16 protein-coding genes, 1 tRNA gene and 1 pseudogene are annotated in these 16,940 nt (G+C 50.4%); 10 read left to right on the forward strand and 8 right to left on the reverse strand.

Translation table 11 applies throughout. The annotated features are described in order from the left end of the window. Positions 1-373 precede the first annotated feature (373 nt). The 7 genes from PY311_RS11180 to PY311_RS11210 all read left to right on the forward strand — a co-directional run bounded on the left by PY311_RS11180 (position 374) and on the right by PY311_RS11210 (position 8,458). Entirely contained in the window at positions 374-979 is a 606-nt protein-coding gene (locus PY311_RS11180) for a type IV toxin-antitoxin system AbiEi family antitoxin domain-containing protein (RefSeq protein WP_286148772.1), read from the forward strand. Further along, complete coding sequence (locus tag PY311_RS11185) at positions 972-1,868, forward strand: nucleotidyl transferase AbiEii/AbiGii toxin family protein (protein ID WP_286148773.1); 897 nt, start codon at positions 972-974, stop codon at positions 1,866-1,868. The genes PY311_RS11180 and PY311_RS11185 overlap by 8 nt, the downstream gene beginning before the upstream one ends. A gap of 30 nt (positions 1,869-1,898) precedes the next feature. Then, complete coding sequence (locus PY311_RS11190; protein ID WP_286148775.1) at positions 1,899-3,503, forward strand: class I SAM-dependent DNA methyltransferase; 1,605 nt, start codon at positions 1,899-1,901, stop codon at positions 3,501-3,503. Then, a complete protein-coding gene (locus PY311_RS11195; RefSeq protein WP_286148777.1) occupies positions 3,490-4,635 on the forward strand; it encodes a restriction endonuclease subunit S in 1,146 nt (381 codons plus the stop codon). Before PY311_RS11190 ends, PY311_RS11195 begins: the two co-directional genes overlap by 14 nt. Continuing rightward, the gene (locus PY311_RS11200) at positions 4,619-7,954 is read left to right on the forward strand and encodes a type I restriction endonuclease subunit R (RefSeq protein WP_286148778.1); all 3,336 of its coding nucleotides are present in this window, start codon (positions 4,619-4,621) and stop codon (positions 7,952-7,954) included. Before PY311_RS11195 ends, PY311_RS11200 begins: the two co-directional genes overlap by 17 nt. After that, positions 7,947-8,096: a hypothetical protein gene (locus PY311_RS11205; RefSeq protein ID WP_286148779.1), complete on the forward strand. Its 150-nt coding sequence runs from the start codon at positions 7,947-7,949 to the stop codon at positions 8,094-8,096. The genes PY311_RS11200 and PY311_RS11205 overlap by 8 nt, the downstream gene beginning before the upstream one ends. Positions 8,097-8,359: 263 nt before the next feature. Further along, positions 8,360-8,458 carry a helix-turn-helix domain-containing protein gene (locus tag PY311_RS11210; RefSeq protein ID WP_286148823.1) on the forward strand — a complete coding sequence of 33 codons (99 nt, stop codon included), beginning with the start codon at positions 8,360-8,362 and terminating at the stop codon, positions 8,456-8,458. A 44-nt stretch (positions 8,459-8,502) separates the two neighbouring features. On the opposite strand, the pseudogene PY311_RS11215 reads toward PY311_RS11210, so the two are convergent. Beyond that, positions 8,503-8,751 (reverse strand): annotated as a pseudogene (locus PY311_RS11215) (MjaI family restriction endonuclease); the annotation flags it as partial. Positions 8,752-9,580: 829 nt separating this feature from the next. Here PY311_RS11215 and PY311_RS11220 point away from each other — a divergent pair. The 3 genes from PY311_RS11220 (at position 9,581) to PY311_RS11230 (ending at position 11,489) form a co-directional block, all read left to right on the forward strand. Next, positions 9,581-9,742 carry a hypothetical protein gene (locus PY311_RS11220; RefSeq protein WP_286148780.1) on the forward strand — a complete coding sequence of 54 codons (162 nt, stop codon included), beginning with the start codon at positions 9,581-9,583 and terminating at the stop codon, positions 9,740-9,742. Between the two features lie 115 nt (positions 9,743-9,857). Beyond that, the gene (locus PY311_RS11225) at positions 9,858-10,718 is read left to right on the forward strand and encodes a recombinase family protein (RefSeq protein ID WP_286148781.1); all 861 of its coding nucleotides are present in this window, start codon (positions 9,858-9,860) and stop codon (positions 10,716-10,718) included. A gap of 42 nt (positions 10,719-10,760) precedes the next feature. Continuing rightward, a complete protein-coding gene (locus PY311_RS11230; RefSeq protein WP_286148782.1) occupies positions 10,761-11,489 on the forward strand; it encodes a recombinase zinc ribbon domain-containing protein in 729 nt (242 codons plus the stop codon). Positions 11,490-11,538: 49 nt separating this feature from the next. Here the strand turns inward: PY311_RS11230 and PY311_RS11235 are convergent. The 7 genes from PY311_RS11235 to PY311_RS11265 all read right to left on the reverse strand — a co-directional run bounded on the left by PY311_RS11235 (position 11,539) and on the right by PY311_RS11265 (position 16,933). Beyond that, a tRNA-Ala gene (locus PY311_RS11235) sits at positions 11,539-11,614 on the reverse strand. Positions 11,615-11,717: 103 nt separating this feature from the next. After that, positions 11,718-12,881, reverse strand: coding sequence for a cation diffusion facilitator family transporter (locus PY311_RS11240; protein ID WP_286148783.1), 1,164 nt, complete (start codon positions 12,879-12,881; stop codon positions 11,718-11,720). A gap of 59 nt (positions 12,882-12,940) precedes the next feature. Then, on the reverse strand, positions 12,941-13,552 hold the full coding sequence (locus PY311_RS11245; protein ID WP_286148784.1) for a hypothetical protein: 612 nt from the start codon (positions 13,550-13,552) through the stop codon (positions 12,941-12,943). Positions 13,553-13,573: 21 nt separating this feature from the next. Further along, complete coding sequence (locus PY311_RS11250; RefSeq protein ID WP_286148785.1) at positions 13,574-14,779, reverse strand: ion transporter; 1,206 nt, start codon at positions 14,777-14,779, stop codon at positions 13,574-13,576. A 346-nt stretch (positions 14,780-15,125) separates the two neighbouring features. After that, a complete protein-coding gene (locus tag PY311_RS11255; protein ID WP_286148786.1) occupies positions 15,126-15,602 on the reverse strand; it encodes a pyridoxamine 5'-phosphate oxidase family protein in 477 nt (158 codons plus the stop codon). A 40-nt stretch (positions 15,603-15,642) separates the two neighbouring features. After that, positions 15,643-16,299 carry an HAD hydrolase-like protein gene (locus tag PY311_RS11260; protein ID WP_286148788.1) on the reverse strand — a complete coding sequence of 219 codons (657 nt, stop codon included), beginning with the start codon at positions 16,297-16,299 and terminating at the stop codon, positions 15,643-15,645. Positions 16,300-16,414: 115 nt separating this feature from the next. Next, on the reverse strand, positions 16,415-16,933 hold the full coding sequence (locus PY311_RS11265; RefSeq protein ID WP_286148789.1) for a Gx transporter family protein: 519 nt from the start codon (positions 16,931-16,933) through the stop codon (positions 16,415-16,417). Between the last annotated feature and the right edge of the window lie 7 nt (positions 16,934-16,940).

Here is a 16,940-nt window from a genome sequence, read left to right on the forward strand (position 1 = left end):
TCTCGCCTTAGAATGTTTTCTTAACTGGACACACCTAATGGATGTCCTCTTTTTATTGGTACGGGCCGTGGGAGTTGAACCCGCGCGAATTGCTGCACAGGAACTTAAAGGTGATGTCACCTTAGTAAAGGCTTTTATGATTTGATATGATGCTGAATAAAACGATCCTGCCCATTGCCGTTCAGAACCAGTTTCCGACAATTCTGAAACAGTAGGTGTTAGCGGCCTTTCTAATATATAAAATTCGCGCGCAAATTCTGACTTTTGTGTGTGAATTTTTGTTGTGCTTATTTATGATCTATGCTAAAATAAAAATCGAGTACAGATAATAAATATTTGTGTGCGAATTTAAAAAATAGAAGTCGGTGATTGCATGAACAACCGAGAACTGGCCAAAGCGATTATTATGAGCAGGAGCGGCGTTGCTAAGTCTGCTGATTTTGTCGCAGCCGGAATCCGTGCAGTTGATGTTGTGAATATGTGTATCGCCGGTTATCTCGAGCGAGTACGCCACGGCTATTACAGCCTTGCCGGGGAAGATATTGTTTCTGAGGAACAGCTTCTCGCAACGCTTGTTCCGCAGGGAATTGTGTGTGTTGAGTCTGCCCTTTTCTACTATGGATACAGCAACTTCGCACCACGCAAATGGTCCATTGCAGTGCCACGTACTATATCCAGAGCAAAACTTGAGGTGGATGCGCTTGTTCTGCGGCCTTACTATGTACAGGACAATCTGTATGAACTGGGTAAAACCACAGGGAGTTTTCAGGGTGTTGATTTGCCTGTTTATGACCGGGAAAGAACCATTTGTGACTGCTTCAAATACCGTTCCCGGTTGGACAACGAATTGTTCTCCAAAGCCCTGCATGCCTATGCAAACGATACAAAGAAGAATCTGAGCAACCTTTCTGCGTATGCCAGAAAGCTGCGAGTTTATAAAAAAGTGACCGAACTGATGGAGGTGCTGCTCAATGGCTGATGCTGCTGCAGCTGTACTGGCGAGGTTGAAAAACAAAGCAAACGAAAGCGGCAGAACTTATCAGCTCTGTTTGCAACTCTTTTGCCAGGAGGAATTCCTGCGGCGGTTAGAAAAGTCCAAATATGTTGACAATCTTGTGCTTAAGGGTGGCTTGTTCATCTATGCCATTACTGATTTTGACAGTCGTGTGACGATGGATGTAGACTTTCTCCTCTGGAAAGTGCCAAACACACCGGAGCAATTGAAAACTGTATTGGAAGAAATTATTACCGTTCCTGCCGGAAATGATTTCGTGACTTATGAGATCAAAGGCATTGCGCCGATTGCTGTGACGAAAAAATACGCGGGAATCGGCGCATCCCTCGTGGCTCGGATCAAGAACATAAGAACACCGCTCAACATTGATTTTAGTGTGGGCGATATGATCGTTCCAAAACAGGAAAAGAGAAAAATCCCTACCCAGCTTGAAGATTTCACCGCGCCGATGATAAATACGTACTCTCTGGAAACGACCGTCGCAGAAAAAATCGATGCAATTCTCAATCTGATGGAATTCTCCAGTAGAATGAAGGATTATTACGATATTTACTATCTGGCAAATAAATTTGACTTTGACGGCGCTTTGCTGGCTGAAGCCATGAAAAAGACATTTGCCAACCGCAATCACAGCTTTACTGTGGAACAATTTGAACAGGTGATGGCCTTCGACGGCGATGAAGCGATGCGGAAAAAGTGGAAAGCATTCTGCCGCAAAACCGATATAAAAACCGATGATTACAGCACGGTGCTTAAAGCAATCAGATCATTGCTTTCTGAGCCGTTTGCCGCAGCGGTGGAAGGCAGAAACTATGTGAAACGCTGGTCGGGGTCAGAAAACAAATGGAGCTGACACCGAAAAGATAAAGAAAGGTATATTCCAATGGCCAAGAAAAAAGTGGAAGAAAAAATCAATTTGGACTCTATCCTGTTCAAATGCCGCGACATTCTGCGCAAGGCACGCAACTCTGGTTCGTTTTTTGAAAAACGAGATATGATGCTCACGCTGGTGTTTTTGCGCTTTATTGGTGAAAAATTTGAAGACGGCGTAGAAAACTTACGGAAAAACCTGATCAGGGAGGGACTTGACCCTGATGATGAAGCAATCAAAGCCGCGTTTTTAGATGACCCCACCTTTACGGACGGCACATATAACCTGCCCATGGATGCCCGTTGGTCAACGATCATTGAGACGCCTGCGCCCAAGCTGAATGTCGCCCTTGATACTGCCCTGCACAGCATTGCTGCCAGCAGCAAACAGTTGAAGGGGTGTTTTGTGGAGGGCACGTTTACCACACGTAATCTTGCCCCCAACGATATCAAACAGGTGGTCGATGAAGTCAACAAAATCAGCCACAAGGCCTTCGGCGAAGAGAAAGATCTGATCGGTCGTGTTTATGAATACTTCCTCAAAGAATTTGCTGTCAACGCCACGAAAGAGGAGGGCGAATTCTATACACCGCATGATGTCGTGCAATTGATTGCGACGATGGTTGAGCCGTTTGACGGTACACTCTATGATCCCTGCTGTGGCTCTGGCGGTATGTTTGTCCAGAGTACCGACCTCATCCGGGAAAAGCGCGGTGATATCAGAAGGATCAATGTCTATGGTCAGGAAAAGGAAGCCGCAACCTACCGCCTGGCAAAGATGAACCTTGCCTTGCGCGGCATCAGCCATAATCTCGGCGGGGAAAGCGACTCTACTTTTACGCATGATCTGCATAAAGGCCTTTACTTTGACTACATCATGGCCAATCCGCCCTTCAATCTGAAAGGGTGGTATGACGATAATCAGAAAAATGATTCCCGCTGGGCGGATTATCAGACGCCGCCTGAGAGCAACGCCAACTACGCATGGATTCTCCATATACTTTCCCATTTGAAAGCTCTCAAGGGCGTTGCTGGATTTTTGCTGTCCAATGGCGCTTTAGGCGACAGCGATACGCTTGAGATCCGAAAAAAGCTGATTCAGAATGATAAGGTCGAAGCCATTATCATTCTTCCCCGTGAGCTTTTTATCACCACGGATATCAGCGTCACACTCTGGATTCTGAATCAGAACAAAAAGGGCGGGGAGTATCACGGCAGAATACTGCGCAACCGCGAAAAAGAACTCCTGTTTATGGATCTGCGTACCTGGACAGAAAATCCCGTAAAGAACGAAAGCAAAAAGAAAGTTCTTTTAAGCAGCGAACAGATTCAAAAAGCTGCCGGCATTTATCATACATGGCAGTCCGAAGGAACCGACGGTGCAAATTATGCTGTGCCGGAGCTTTACCGCAGTGTTAAAACGGATGAGATTGAAAAAAAGAGCTGGAGTCTTGTTCCCAGCAAGTATATCGAGTTCATTGACCATGATTTGGAAATCGACTATGCCGCTGAAATGAGCCGAGTTCAAAAAGAGATGCGGGAAGTGCTGGCGCAGGAAATGAAGTCCCAAAAGATGCTTGAGGATGCCTTCAGGGGGATTGGATATGGGATTGAGTAAGTTCCGGATTGGTCAACTGGTTGAGCAAACCACTGAAATTAATACAGACTATCTATTTGGTGCGGATGATGTTAGAGGAATGACAATCACCAAGCAAATTATCCCCACGAAAGCGGACGTATCAGTTGCTGATCTAAGTAAGTTTTTGGTGATTCATCCAAAAGAATTTGTGTTTAATCCACGAACTCACGGAAAGCATATAGGCTTTGGATATAACAATACAGATGTTAGTTTTATTATATCATGGAATAACATCGGCTTTAGAATTAGGCCGGAAATGGAATTGACTGTTTCTGCGGAATATCTTTTTCTCCATTTTAATCGAGATGAGTGGGATCGTGAGGCGTGCTATCGTTCTTGGGGGAGTTCCACAGAGGTGTTTTCGTGGGATGCATTGTGTGAAATGGAGCTGACGCTTCCCAATCTGCCGACGCAACAAAAATACGTCGATATCTATAATGCAATGGTCGCCAATCAACAGGCATATGAGCGCGGCTTGGAGGATTTGAAGCTCACTTGTGATGCATATGTTGAGAATTTACGGAGAAGAATCCCATGTGAGAGGATAGGGAGATATATAACTGAATGTAATGCAAAAAATGATATCGGCTTAACGCTGGATTTCGTTAGAGGGATATCCACGGACAAAGAGTTTATTGATACAAAGGCAAATATGGACGGGGTTTCGCTCAGCAACTATAAAATTGTAAGCCCCAATGAAATTGCATTTATTTCCGATACATCGCGCCGCGGTGATAAGATATCTCTTGCAATAAATTCATCAAAAGAAACATACCTGGTTTCTTCGATTTCTACCGTGTTCAGAACCAATAGCGAACATTTAATCCCCCAGTACCTGTTTTTGTTCTTTTTGAGGTCTGAATTTAATAGATATTCACGCTTTCATTCCTGGGGATCTGCAAGAGAAACATTTGATTGGGACACGATGTGTGACGTGCAGATTCCTATCCCGGATATTGAGATACAAAAAGCCATTGCCGAAGTGTATACCGTATATAACAAACGTAAAAAGATAAACGAACAGTTAAAAGCACAAATCAAGGATATCTGCCCGATTTTAATTCGTGGCTCGCTTGAGGATGGAGGTGAAACCAATGGCGAAACTGCATAGCTATAATGGTCGCTACTGCGAAACGGAATATGAAAACGCATTTCTTTCCTTTTTGGAGGAAGCGGGATGGAACTATCTGCCCGGGAGTAGTCTCCCGCGCACTTCCATGCGGGACGTGTTATACATCGATGACATGGAGTACTTTCTGAACAAGACTAACCCGGATCTGACCGCTGATGAAATTCAGCAGATTATGGATACCGTGCGCCTTGCAGGTGCGGAAAGTGATTTTGCGACGCTCCATAAAGTCTATGGCTGGATGGTGAACGGGATTCAGTTCACACCGCAGTCAGGCCTTCCTATAATGGTCAATTTGATTGATTTTGAAAATCCGGAGAAAAATGTATTCCGTGCGGTCAATCAGTTCATTGTTGAATATACCAATAACGGGCAGACGGAGAATCGTCGACCGGACATCCTTCTGTTTGTCAACGGAATTCCCCTGTGTATTGTTGAATTGAAAAACCCGGCAGATGGCAATGCGACGATTTATGGTGCATGGGAACAGATTAACCTCCGCTATTGGCGCGATATTCCGCATCTGTTGCATTATTGCCCGCTGGCCTGCATTTCCGATGGCGTGAAAACGCGGCTTGGCACCGTTCGTACACCCTATGAACACTTCTATGCATGGCGTCGTGTGAACGACGGCGATAAGGTCTCTCCCTTGCCATTTGACGAGGTACAAACTATGATAAAGGGTGTGTACAGCCCAAAGCGGTTTCTTGAGATTTTTCGTGATTACATTTACTTCCAGGACAGCGAGTATGACAGTGAGGAACGGGAGATCGTCTGCCGGTACCCGCAATTTTTTGCCACTCGTTTGCTGAAACAGAGTATCATTAAATCTGTTGTAGAAAAGAGTGGCAAGGGCGGCACCTATTTCGGTGCTACAGGCTGTGGAAAGACTTATACGATGGCGTTTCTTGCCCGCCAGCTCGCTCTGCGCTGTGCCGATATAAAAGAGATTGGCTCTCCTACCATCGTTATGATTGTTGACCGTGACGAACTCCAAAAGCAGGGCGCGCAGCTTTTTACCAAGAGTAAAGAGTTTTTGAACCTTGGAGAGGTATGGGTTGTCCCAAGCCGCAATGCCCTGCGTCAGGAACTCAGCATAAGGAAAAGCGGTGGTTTTTATATCTGTACGATCCAGAAATTCTGTGACCGGGAAGATGATAAAATCGGACTGATTAACAGCCGTGCCAATATTATCTGTTTCTCTGACGAGGCGCACAGAACGCAGATTGAACGTGCGAACCGGATCAGGTTCAGTAAGGATACAGATGAAAATATGAAGGCCATGGTGTCCAAGCCGTATGCAAAGGTTTTAAAAGAAGCGTTTCCACAGGCAACTTTCGTCGGCTTTACGGGTACACCCATCGACCAGACCTACCAGACCTTCGGCGCTGAAATTGACCGTTATACGATGGATCAGGCTGTGGCCGATGGCCTTACTGTGCCCATCAAATATCATCCTCGCATCGCCAAAGTCCTGCTTGATCAGAAAAAGGTCAAGCAAATAGAAGATTACTACCAGAAGTGCTTTGACGATGGCGCAACGGCAGAGGATATTGAGACCAGTAAAAAGGCCATGAGCTCCATGGAGATTATTCTGGGTGAGCCTTCCCGTTTGGAGCACCTTGCTGTTGATATTCATGAACACTATGTCTCCGCCTGCGCCAACGACCCGGATAGAGTGCAGAAAGCGATGATCGTATGTTCCAACAGAAAAATCGCCTATGATCTGCTGCTAAAGTTCAAGGAACACTATCCGGAATGGTTTGAGGAAAAGAAGGTGCCTGATGACATCTTTGCTTCAGAAGAAGATCTGCGCGAGCTGAAACCGATGCCATTTATTGCGATGGTGGCAAGCGTTGGCAGTAACGACGCGGCAGATATGTATAATTATCTCGGCGGCGCTGCAAATAGCAAACGCTCCGAGGAATTGGACGCTGCGTTCAAACAGGATAAGTCCAATTTCCGTATTGCCATAGTCGTTGATATGTGGATCACAGGCTTTGATGTCCCCTCTCTGACTTATATGTATAATGATAAGCCACTGGAAAGACATCTGCTGATTCAGACCATCAGCCGGGTCAATAGAAAATATCCCGGCAAAGATTATGGCTTTATTATCGACTATATCGGGATCCGCGATAATATGCGCAAGGCTCTGAAAATCTACGGTGGTGATAACTCTATTGCACCTACGGCAGACGATGTGCAGCAGGCTGCCGACGTATTCAGGGAGGAACTTTCGATTTTGAAGGATCTTTTTTCGGGGTATGATTTGGCTCCGTTCCTTGATCCGGCTGAAGATCCTGCCTTGCGGTACAAACTTTTAGCGAAAGCCTCCGAGTATGTTTTTGCTTCCGCACAGGAACTGCAAACAGAAACTAACGGTGGCAAAGGTGTTAGCAAAGTCTTATTCAAGACGTATTTCCTGAAAACCGTCAAAAGAATGCGGGCGGCGTATGATATTTGTCAGCCATTCGGTGAGATAGGCAAAGAAGAATCTGCCCTCGCTCAGTGCTTCATGGCCATTGCGGGATTTGTGCGTAAGATGAACGGAACCGATACCGAAGTGGATACTGATATCATGAACCGCCGTGTGGCGAAGATGGTTGAAGAAGCACTTAGGTACAATGCACCTGAAAGCGTTCTGGAGGATGGAGAACCCGAGGATATTTTCAGCCCTGAATATTATGAGAAGCTGTCTGATGTGAAAATGCCTGCATCCAAGCTGGAACTGCTGGTAAAAATGCTTCGCAAGCAGATCAGGGAATATGGCAAAACAAATCAGATGGCCGCAAAGAAGTATCAGGAAATGCTTGAGGAGACCATCCAGCATTATCATGAGCGCAGGAAGCATCTTGCTACGGAGGAAGCTGGCGAAGCCCAAGAGCAAACTTCCGAGGAAATCATCAGAAATGCCACGGAACAAGCCTTGCGCATTCTGCATGAAATGAATGAGGACCACGAAAGCTTCCGGAAGATTGGTCTTACTTTTGAAGAGAAGGCATTCTATGATATTTTGATGACACTGCGCAACGAGTACAATTTTGAGTGCGGCAAAGACAAAATCGTCGACGGTGTTTCTGTCAATGAGAAGTGCAGATCTTTGGCGAAAAAGATCAAAAAAATCATTGATACAAAATCCTCGTTTGCAGACTGGCTCAACAATCAGAATGTCCGCGACCAGCTTAAATTTGATATCAAAGTTTGCCTGATAAAGAATGGGTATCCTCCGCAGTACAGCCCAGAGGTTTTCCGAAAAGTTATGGAGCAGGTTGAGAACTTTGCGGAGCATAATGTCTAAAGGAAAAGGTAAGGAGGCTAATTATATATACTTATCCTCCAATGATGTGATACTGCCGAAGAAGGTGACAGCCGCTAAGACCACCCACGATGATAAGCAGCTGGAGCGGCTCATGGAAACCATCAAAACCGATGAGTACTGACATGACTTCTTATAGTTGGAGATTACCACCGGCCTGTGACGGGGGGAACTGTGCGGACTCATGTACAGACTTTAACACAGGAAAGAGAAAGCCGGCCGTCCACAGGACGCTCCACAACAAGGCGGGCGGTGGCTACAAAGAATAGACGATATGGCACTTCGGACTGCTGTGATAGTATTTCCGTAAGAGGTGACAAATATGGCATTTGATTACAAACCTTGGTGAAATTGCTAATAGACAAGGAAATGACAAAAAATCAGCTGATGAAAGCTACAAACATATCTAAATCTACTATGGATAAAATGGGCAGAGGTGAACAGGTATCATTAAAAATCCTTGATAGAATATGCTTGTCAATGTAATCCATACAATCTCTAAGATTGTTAACTTGATCCCAAACCCTATCAACTGCATTATTAACAGCGTCGGGATATCTCTCATTATACCATTCTTTCCAGCCAGAAAGAGAGGCCTCGCCTGGTGAAGACAGATACTCGGGAAGTAGTTCCGATAACTGACCAACATTTCTTGGCCTTGTACCACCTGCATTCTGGTTTGCGAGATTAATCACTTGGGTCGTGTATTTTGGATACTCAGAAATCTCCGTGTCATTACATTTTGAAATATATTCATTTGAGATTTTGAACTTGGGCATATTGGATCCCCCTAACCTTATAATATAGGGTTGAGCAAAACTCCGATTTGCGCATAAGGATATACAACAAATAGCGCTATAAGGCTCGCTCAAACCATATATATCGTGTCTTGATTTCGCAATAATTGAGTTTTGCTCATCCCTATTATAATAGTTTATATATTATAGGGATAAAAAGAGAATTCGTCAAATACAAGGCTCTACCTGTCGAAGCTGAGGTTTCTATTATGCCCCTAATGAATAAATCTACATTAGGGCTGGCTAACCAAGCGGTAACAACAATTAACTTAAAAGGGAGTTTGAAAATAAGTACCCGCTTGTAGCTATGGGCTGGACACGGAGCGACTGCTATGCCTATAACAGGAAGTATGGGGGATTGAAACGAAGGCGTCATGCTGCGTATTTTGCCCATCACACCGGTTATTTTTGCCGGTATATTCAGAAGAATGAACCAGACTGTTATGCTTGTGCCTGTCAGGTAGACGAACTAATAGAGCAATATCAAGCACGTCCACCGCTGAAAAGCCAACTGTTCATTTCCAAAACACACAAGAGGATGCGGGATCTATCTGACGCAGACTGTGGCGATAACAGCTTTCTGCTCATCACAGCTATGTGGTGAACACCTGCACCTTGAGAAGTGAATGACCGTCCGAATCGGATATGCTTTCCGGTGAAGTATCGCGTCTGCGTACCAAGGAAATCAAAACGCCGCTGAATATTGTGCAGGGGCAGGAACGGGTTCGGAGAAAACGGCATTTTATACCAAGGCCATGTCTGCATGAGGATATGGCCCTGCCATTTTATAAAATATACGGAGGAATGAAGCGTGGAGCAGAAGCAGACTGTATTTCCACAGAGCCCGCGGCAGACGCAGACGATCTATGTGGATGGCTGCAAGGTTACAGTTCGATATGCCGGCAAGGAGAATCCTGCCGCAGTTCGTGAGATCAAGGATATTCTTCTTTCAAACGTCTCTAAAAAGTCATAAAATTTGTGTTTTCTACGTGGATATGAGATAATGATGGTATAGATATGCACCTTGAAAATTGAAACGAGGCCATATACACCATTCCCCATATCGGAAGAAAACAGGAGTGATGTATATGTTAGAAGAACTGATAACCAAAGGGCGGCGCGTTTACTGTCTCTATCGTGTATCAACGCTGGGACAAGTCGAAAAAGATGATATTCCCATGCAAAAGGAAGCGTGCTGGGAGTTTGTTCGGCAGCATCCCGGATGGGAAATCGTCAAGGAGTTTTCGGAAAAGGGTGTTTCCGGGTTTAAGGTCTCAGCAAAAGACCGGGATGCCATTCAAGAAATTCAGCGTGATGCCTTGCAGAACAAATTCGATATTCTGCTGGTATTTATGTTTGACCGACTGGGGCGCAGAGAGGACGAAACGCCGTTCGTTGTGGAGTGGTTTGTCAAAAACGGCATCGAGGTGTGGAGTGCCAAGGAAGGACAGCAGCGGTTTGATACCCATGTGGACAAGCTGCTGAATTATATCCGTTACTGGCAGGCGTCCGGCGAAAGCATCAAAACCTCTGTCCGCACCAAGACCCGAATGGAGCAAATGACGCAGGAGGGACATTTTACCGGCGGCGGTGTTCCGTTTGGTTATCGTCTGGAGCATAAGGGCCGCACGAACAAGCAAAATCAGGATGTAGGAGACCTTGTTGTAGACCCGGACGAAGCGGAGATCGTGAAACTGATTTTTCAGAAATATCTCTGCGAAGGGTATGGAGCGCAGCGCCTTTGCCGGTATCTTGCCGAACAGGGGATTACAAACCGAAAAGGACGCAACATACCGACTACTTCAATCAACCGCATCATTAAGAACCCCATTTACACTGGGGTCATCCGAAATGGAGACAGCCAATCAGAGGCGCTGCCAGAGCTTCAAATTATCGACGCAGAAACTTATGAACGGGCACAGCAGATGATGGAAAAACGGGTGACCTGACATAATGATGTGCCGCTCAATACAAAGGGACGGTCTTTGCTGGTGGGGAATATCTATTGCGGTCACTGCGGCGGACGTCTGACACTGACCACCAGCGGACGAAAGCGTGTCCGAAAGGACGGGACTGTTATACGCGAGACCAGAGCAAGGTATCAATGCCATTACAATATTCGGCATCCAGGCGAATGTGACGGGCAATCCGGGTACGGCGTTGAAAAGCTGGATAAGCTGGTGGATCAAATCATTCGTATCCAGCTGGGACGAATCCGGAGCGCATCCTCGCAGGAATTGATAGCGAAACAGCAGGCTAAGGAAGTAGACCTCGCAAAGTCCAAGCTGAACCTGCTGAACGAGCGATATCGGCAGAAGCAGCGGGAGTATCAAGACCTGCGCGCAGAGACCATCAAGGTCATCCAAGGCACCAGCCGCTTGAATGCAGACCTGCTGAACAGCCTTGTCAGCGAGACTATGGAACAAATCAAGCAGTTGGGGGCGCAAATTCAGACCACCACAGCCGAACTGGAAGAAACCGTACAGACGGCCAGCCAAGTGCTGCGGGAATATGACCAGCTGATAAGCTGGGCCGAGATGTATGACCACTGCACCTTTGAAGCCAAGAAAATGATCGTGGCCCAGTTTGTAAAAGCAGTCCATGTGCGGCGAGATTATGAGATCGACATAGAGTTCAATGTGTCATTTGAGGAATTTCAAGCTCTGTATCTGGAGGGGAGCCAGATCAAGCAAAAAGGCCGGGAGCAGATACGCTCCTGACCCATTGAAACGAAAACAAGGCAAGCGATATAATCACTTGCCTTGTTCATGGTGGACTCGAAGGGATTCGAACCCTCGACCTCTCGGATGCGAACCGAACGCTCTCCCAACTGAGCTACGAGCCCAAACAGCTATATTATTATAACATATTTCTGCGGCTTGTAAAGTACCTTTTTGAAAAAAACGAAATTTTGAAAAACAGGCCCGGAAGCTCCGGGCCTGTTTTGGTCATGTGTAGGAATGCTCCACCTGCACCACGGCGGTATAGCGGCTGTCCAGTGAGCGGACCAGCGAGCGTACCTGCCGGGCCATTTCGTCATCGGCAATGCGGAAGCCGGGAGGCGTTACCACATCGAAAATCAAATTCGTATGGGTGGAGCCGGGGACGATTCGAAAATCGTGAATGCTGACCGAGGCGTCGATGCACTTCACCAGCGTCTCCACCTGTGCGCGGAGGGCAGCGGTGCGGCTGTCATCGGCGGCGATGGGGTCCATGTGAATCACTGCCTCACAGCCCAGCTTTTTATGAAGCTCATGCTCGATGTTGTCAATGACATCGTGCAGCTCCATGACGCTGCCGGAGGCCGGGACCTCCGCGTGGAGGGAGATCATCACCCGGCCGGGGCCGTAGTCATGCACCACCAGATCGTGTATCCCGCAGATTTCCTTGTGGGCCATCACCAGATCCTGAATTTCCCGAACGAACTCCGGCGTCGGCGGTACGCCCAGCAGGGGATCGATGGTAGCCTTGGCGGCGTCGATGCCGCCTTTCAGGATGAGAACCGCCACTACGGCGCCGACCCAGCCATCCACGGCCAGCCCTGTGAAGCGGCTCGCCAGCGCGGCGGCCAGCACGGCGGCGGTAGAGATGCTGTCGCTGACGGAATCCGCTGCTACGGCCAGCAGCGCCGGGGCGTCCAGCCGCTTGCCGACTGCGCGGTTATAAAAGGCCATATAGAGCTTTACGCACACGGAAACCGCCAGAATCCCCAGCACCAGAGCGCTGAAGGCCACCGGCTCCGGGTGCAGGATTTTGCCGATAGACTCCTTGCCAAGCTCCACGCCCATGAGCAGAATCAGCATGGACACCGCAAGGCCCGAAAGGTATTCCGCCCGCCCGTGGCCGAAGGGATGGCCGGGGTCCGGCGTTTTGGCGGCGATTTTGAAGCCCAGCAGCGTAATGATGGAGGAGCCGGCGTCCGAGAGGTTATTGAAGGCGTCCGCTGTGATGGCGATGGAGCCGGACAGCGTGCCTGCCAGCAGCTTACCGGCGAACAGAAGCAGATTCAAGGCGATTCCCACCGCCCCGCAGAGAATGCCGTAGGCTGTCCGCAACTGGGTGGGAGTGCGGCCCTCCGGCTTGCAGAAAATTTTCGCAAGAAGCGAGATCATATCAATCGCTTCCTTTCTGTTATAAAGTATAGGCCGCTTTTGCGGCCCATGCGGTTGACTTATTTCTTTCCCGGGATGACCAGCTTCATGTGGCAGCAGAGGTCATCAAGGTCCCGGTCTGTGGCGGCGCTGAGCCGCAGCCGTGCGCCGCAGTCACGGCATGTAAGCTCCACGGCGTCCCGGCGGATTTCCATGGAATAGCTGTGGCTGCCGCAACCGCAGGTGATGCCATTGGGCCGGGCGGCAATATCCCGGAGCTCCGAGAGAAATTCGTACATGATGACATTATCGGTGAAGGCCTCTGTCTCGCCGCTGCCGGACTGGGCCTTTTCCTTGGAGATGGCGATCTCTGCCTCCCGCAGATGATGGTCCACAATGCCCTCATCTCCCACAAAGCAGCAGAACTGCCGGCTCTCCGGGCAGCTCAGAGCCGTGGCCCCCTCCCGGATGCGCTCCGGCGGACAAACCGCCTCGTGAATTTTACCGCAGACGCCGCAGGGCACCAGCAGGCGGTAGCGCTGTCCGTCAAAGCTCGTATGGAGCACGCTGCCGCCGCAGGAGCAGGCAATTTCCGCATCGGACGCCTCCAAAGCGAAAATGGAGCGGGCACCCATTACCGGCGCGCCGCATTTCGGGCAGATGTAGCCCAGAGTCCTCATATCACCAGCCATCATGGCCTCCTGTTCTGCCGCTTAAAGCGGCGTGTTTCCCGTTTTATGGTGCTGTTTGTAGAGAAGGACCTGATCCCCGGCCAGCAGAACCAGTCCGCCGTTTGGAATCAGAGTTTGTCCCCGGCGCCGGACCATGACGATCAGCGTCTGGCGGGAAATGTCCAGATTGCGGATGGGACTGCCTACCCACGGGTTCTGAGGCTGGAGGGTGATCTCCTGAAGCTCAATGCGGCCATCCTCCCGATAGGAGCCGGCTCCCAGCACCAGACTGTCCCTGCTCCGCAGCACCGTGCCGCCCCGGGGGACCAGCGTTTCCCGGCCCCGCTGAACAGCGGCCACGATGATTCCCTCCGGCAGACCCAACTCGCGGATGGCCCTTCCAGCCCACGCATCCTTCTGCGTTAAATGGACGCAGATAAAATGAACGTCCGAGGACGTGCCGTATTCGCTGATGCGCTTGATGCGGGAATACTGGTCCACAAAGCCGGCGGAAATGATGCCGGTGGGGATGGCCACCATGCCGACGCCAAGAAACGTGATGAATATGCCGAAAATCTTTCCCATGGTCGTAATGGGATAAATGTCGCCGTAGCCCACGGTGAGCAGCGTGGACACAGACCACCAGATGCCGGAAAAGGCGTTGGAGAACACCTCCGGCTGGGCGTCATGCTCCAGCGAGTACATACAAAGGCTGGAGGCGGTCATCAGCACAAGAATGATGAATACGGAGCTGAGAAGCTGCTGGGCCTTGCTGGCGAGCACTTGTGTGATAACGTTCAGGGAATCGTAATAGGCGTTGATGCGGAACAGGCGGAAAATGCGGACCACCCGGAACATCCGGAACGCCACGGCTCCGGCGGGGAAGAACCAAGGTAAGTAATAGGGCAGAAAGCTCAGAATATCCACGATGCCGCCAAAGGAGAGCAGGTATTTCAAAATGGCCCGGGTCTCCGGCAGGTCGGGACAGCGGTATTTGGCGGTCCAGACCCGCAGCGCCCAGTCCACGGCAAAGTAAGCCACCGTCCATTCCTCAATGGTAAGCAGCAGCACCCCGCAGCGGTCCTCCGCCGTATCAAAGGTATAGGCGATGGTCACGCCTAAATTCAGAAAAATAACAAGGGTGTAGACGATGTCATACGCCCGGCTGGGAAAGTCCTCCGTGGAGCCGATGTCCACAATGGTCCCCATGCGCCGCCGGAGCGGCTCCAGAGTGCGCGGACCCGACATACGCCACCTCCTGACAGTTCCGCCGATACTGCGGCCGGCGCAGAGCACCGGCCCTGGCAGAGCACCGGCCCTGGCAGAGCACCGGCCCTGGCAGAGCACCGGCCCTGGCAGAGCACCGGCCCTGGCAGAGCACCGGCCCTGGCAGAGCACCGGCCCTGAAAGTCCTATCTATTATAATGATATTATGGGAAAATGTAAACAGATTTTCTGGATTTCCTTTTGATTTCAAGGGTTCGATGGCCTTAACATGATGGATGAAGCCGTAATTTTCTCTGTGGCGTCCGGCAGCGCGGCAAAAAGATGCACCGTCCCACTTCGCATGGAACGGTGTATGTTCAGGGGGAGCTTATCGCTCCTGTACCTCTTTCCCGCTGAGGTGTTCGATCTCGATTTCACACATCCGCACGGCTCTGCCGCCCTCTAAGATAGCCTGATCCGCCAGCGCCTCATCCGGGTAGTACTTCATGGCAAAGCGCTTCAGCAGCGCCATGGTCTCCGGGGTGCTTTCCAGCAGGCGGCAGCGGCCGAATACCACGGCGCTCCGCATATAGGGCGCCCATGCTTCCTCGCGGACGATTTCTGTTCCGTAGGCCGTGAAGCAGACTTTATCGCAGACCTTGATGGCGTCCAGCTTGTATCCGGTGCGGGAGCTGTGGAAATAAATCCGCCCGGCAGTCTCATCATATATAAAATTGATGGGAATTGCGTAAGGATAACCGTCCTCTCCGTTGACCGCCAGCACGCCCCGGCGGGCCTCACGTAGAATTTGCCTGGTATCCTCGGTGCTGAGCTCGTTTTTCTTTTTTCGGATAGGTCGAAACATGATTGCTCTCCTTTCTTTTATGTTGAACGCGGCAGGCCGCTTAGTGCGTCAGAATATAGGTCTCCAGCTCTGCCGCTGTGTGAACCACCGCTGCGGCGCCGGCCTGCGCCAACTCGCCCGGCGCCGCATAGCCGAAAAACTCTACGCCCACACAGGGGAGGCCGCATTCGGCGGCGCCCAGTACGTCATATTTGCGGTCGCCCACCATCAGCATGGAGGTCTTGTCCACCTCCGCCAGTCCCAGGCGGCGCATGACCTCCCGGATGACATCGGCCTTCTGCCAATCCGCCCCGATGGGGCTTCCCACGATCGTTTGTAGACTTTGGGTGAATCCGAAGCGTTCGCAGATGCTCAAGCACAGCTTCTCCGGCTTGGAGGAGGCCAGCGCCAGCGTATATCCCCGCTCCTTCAGCCGCGCAAGCAGCTCCCGCAGACCCGGCGCGGGCTGGTTTTCATACTGGCCCACCGGCTCGTACCGCTCCCGGAAAACCTTCACGCCCCGGGCGGCGGTTTCCGTGTCATAGCCGCAGTAGGCCATGAAGGACTCCTGCAGGGGCGGGCCGATGAATTTCAAAAGTGTCTGCTGGTCCGGCATAGTGCCGCCCAGCTTTTCAATGGTATATTTCACGGAGTTGACAATTCCCTCTCGGGAGTCCGTCAGTGTACCGTCCAGATCGAATAAAACGGTGCGAATCATAGTGCAGGTCCTCCTGTATGCGGCGCGGGAAGGGGGAAAGCCCCGCCGGCAGCCGCTTTTTTCTTGCTGTATTTTATCATGTCCGCGCCGGGAGTGCAAACGGAGATTTGCATTGTCAGCGCGGCCGCAGTACCCCGGTGTGGTCCAGGGCCCGGAACAGGCAGGCCGCCGCCACGCCGGTCACCGCCCCGGTGAGCAGAGAGGCTGCCAGCAGCACCGGCAGATAGGTCAGCGGCGCGGTGCTCCATAGTGTCAGGACCGCTGCTGCGATCTGCCCGCAATTATGGGCCGCCGCGCCGCCTATGGACACGCCGTATACGGACAGCTGCCCCAGCCGGGACAGGAGAATCATCACCAGCATGGCGGACACGCCGCCCAGCACGGAGAAGATCAGCGCATTCATATTTCCGGCGAATACCGCTCCCAGCAGGCAGCGTCCCACTAAAATTAAAAGCGCCTGTCCGGGCCCCAAGGCGTAGAGGGCGAACACCGTTACGATATTGGCAAGGCCCAGCTTGATGCCCGGCAGGGGAATGGCGAGGGACAGGGGGAACAGGTTTTCAAGATAGCTCAGGGCCAGCGCCATGGCGGTCAGCACGGCGCAGAGCGTCAACTGTTTTGTTGTCAGCTTCATCGTGGGC

It is taken from the genome of Neopoerus faecalis (genome assembly GCF_029218125.1).
Classification (GTDB): domain Bacteria; phylum Bacillota; class Clostridia; order Oscillospirales; family Oscillospiraceae; genus Oscillibacter; species Oscillibacter faecalis_A.